2 protein-coding genes are annotated in these 3,050 nt (G+C 46.7%); both read left to right on the forward strand.

The window, feature by feature from the left end; translation table 11 throughout:
* Nucleotides 1-192 precede the first annotated feature (192 nt).
* Nucleotides 193-1,209, forward strand: coding sequence for an MtaA/CmuA family methyltransferase (locus tag HWQ67_RS15325; protein ID WP_218253558.1), 1,017 nt, complete (start codon nt 193-195; stop codon nt 1,207-1,209).
* Entirely contained in the window at nt 1,209-2,861 is a 1,653-nt protein-coding gene (locus tag HWQ67_RS15330) for an ASKHA domain-containing protein (protein ID WP_218253559.1), read from the forward strand. Before HWQ67_RS15325 ends, HWQ67_RS15330 begins: the two co-directional genes overlap by 1 nt.
* Nucleotides 2,862-3,050: the final 189 nt, after the last annotated feature.

Here is a 3,050-nt window from a genome sequence, read left to right on the forward strand (position 1 = left end):
CGCTAACGCTTCACCCATCCTACATAAATTACCATAGTTATAGCTGTCTCTGTAGTGGCAAGGCGCGCCATGCCACTACACGGTTAAAAGTTGCCGAAGGCCTAATTTAAAGGTAGTCCCCCTGGTTTCTCCGGGGGATTTTTGCTTCATGCTATCCTGAAACCTGCTTAAATAAAATATTTTTACGATATTATGACGGAAAAAGAACGACTGCTTGGTGTCTTACGTGGTAAATTGGTTGACAGACCGCCTGTTATTTGCCCCGGCGGGATGATGACTATGGCAAGCAGAGAGGTTATGGTACAGACAGCCTGCCGCTGGCCGGAGGTACATCGAGATGCAGAAAAGATGGCAACGCTTTCTCTTGCCATGCACAGGCAGACGGGGTTTGAAAACCTGGGCATTCCTTTCTGCATGACCGTTGAGGCCGAGGCCATGGGCGGAGAGGTAGAAGATGGTGATGAGGTCACAGAACCCAGGATCATTCAGTATCCGCTTCAATCAGTAGCGGAGTGGAGGAATTTAAAAGAACCCGATCCGAACAAAAGTGGACGCCTCCCCACAATCCTTGAATGCACAAGAATCTTACGGCAGAAAACATCCGATGTGCCGGTAATTGGTAATCTGGTTGGTCCGTTGAGCCTTGCTACCTCTCTCATAGAGGCAATGACACTCTTTAAGGCGCTGAGCAGAGAACCCGCAGAAGTACACGGCATGCTTGGTTTTTTAACCGATAACAGTATTCAATATGGCACTGCCCTGATAAACAGCGGCGCCGATGTCATCGTAATATCGGATCCCTCTGCAACCGGGGAAATATTAGGTCCCAGGATGTTTCGAGAGTTTGCGCTTCCGTACCTAAACAAGATGATAACCCGTATACACGCTCTCGATATACCGGTAATAGTGCACATATGCGGAAACATACGGTCTCTCTACGAACCTCTTGAAGGATTAGCGTCTGAAGGCATAAGTGTTGATTCGAAAGTAAATATAAGAGATGCAAGGAATGCCCTTTACGGAAAGAAACTCATGGGAAATGTATGCACCAGACTTTTACAGAAAGGCAGTATTGCTGCAATACAAAAGGTTTCCCGGGAGCTTTTAGAATGTGGTACTGATATCCTCGCTCCGGCATGCGGTCTGAGCGCTCATACCCCTGTCAGTCATATAAAGGCTATGACCCAAATGGTAAAGGCAGAGGCATAATGCAGAGTGCAAGAATCACCTTTTATCCTTCAAAGATTACGGGAACAGTGCCGAAAGGAATCACCGTCCTGGAAGCAGCCGGACGTCTTGGTATTGACATGGAAGGGCCTTGTGGCGGTACGGGCAAGTGCGGGAAAGACCTGGTACAGGTGAGGACAAATAAAACCCTTGATACGGTACTTGCCTGCAAGACACGGATAGAGTCCGACCTGGAGGTAATCGTACCGTTCCTTGAAAGAAAAACCCTGAAGACGGTTGAATGTTTTTTTTCAGACGGTATGAGGACAAAGACCGTCAATTCCTGTGTCAAAAAAGAAGTCATCCCAGGTGACAGGGATATTTGTTCGACAAAGGTATATGTGAACAATGCACTCGTTTCAGTAGAGGACGGCAATACCAGGGCGCAATCCTATGGAGTAGCGTTGGATATTGGTACGACAACGCTGGTAGCCGCTTTGATCAACCTTAACAGCGGTGAAATAGCAGGCAGCTCTGGCATGCTCAATCCTCTCGTGACCTATGGGCACGATGTCATGTCTCGGATAAAGTACTCCGCTTCGCAAAAAGACGGTCTTTTAAAGATGCACCGGGAACTCATATCTGCCGTTAATCTTTTGGTAAATCTTTTATCTTCTGAAAGGGGGATAAGAAAGGAGAATATTTATCAGGTTGCAGGGGCCGGCAATACCACAATGCAGCATATATTTGCAAATAAGGAGATAAAGGGGATTGGTGAATATCCTTATAAGCCGGAAACCCTTGATGTTTTTACAACAACGGCCATGGAACTCTCTCTTGATGTTAACGGATATGCCCCGGTAACAACCTTTCCATGCATTTCTGCGTATGTTGGCGGGGACATTGTTTCCGGTCTTATCGCCGTTGACCCTCAGTGTACAGAGTTACCGGCCATTTTTCTGGACATAGGCACCAACGGAGAGATGGTTCTTTTGCTGAACGGCAGGATGGTGGCCACCTCCACCGCAGCAGGACCCTGCTTCGAAGGGATGACCATAAGTTCCGGTATGAGGGCGGGAGAAGGTGCAATCGAACGTGTAAACCTTGGAGAAGAGTTGTCTGTGGAAGTCATTGGCAATTGTCCGCCGCAAGGTATCTGTGGAAGCGGACTATTGGATATCGTTTCAGAACTGTTGCGGGTTGGATTGATAAACTCAAGGGGACGGTTGCAAGGCAAAGAGGGGAAAGAAATACCTGAAAAATATAAAAAGTATTTATGTGAGAGGGATGGGAAGCGGCATTTTCAATTATCGGATGGCGTGTCACTATCACAGGAGGATATACGGCAGGTTCAGCTGGCAAAGGCGGCCATACGGTCAGGGGTGGAAATTTTGCTTGCCGCATGCGATATAAAACCGGAGGATGTTAAAACGGTTATCATTGCAGGGGCATTTGGTTATCATCTGAAGCAGGAAAGTCTTTTCCGGACGGGTTTCTTGCCGGAGTTAAGAAATGCAAGATTGCTGTATGTGGGAAATTCAAGTTTGGAGGGGGCGGTGAGGCTGCTTTTGGATAAAGAGTTGATACGTGAATCAGTCCGTATTGCCGGAAACGCCCAGGTTGTGGAGCTGTCTCAAATTCCTGGGTTTGAAGACATCTTTGTGAGAGAGATGCACTTCTCAAAAAGTGTATAGAAAAGCCAGAATATCGAAAGGGATCGAATCTTAAGAAATAAATATTAATATTTTCTATTGCGTTATGATAGTAATTTCTTACCAATTATTGTAGAGTAAAACACTGGCGTAGTAGCTACAGGCTGAAGTTAGTGTTCCCCGTTTCTCTCCGTTTCCTCTGAGAGTGTCACAATATCTCAACCATACCCT

The sequence above is a fragment of the Candidatus Magnetobacterium casense genome, assembly GCF_019173545.1.
Taxonomy (GTDB): Bacteria; Nitrospirota; Thermodesulfovibrionia; order Thermodesulfovibrionales; family Magnetobacteriaceae; genus Magnetobacterium; species Magnetobacterium cryptolimnobacter.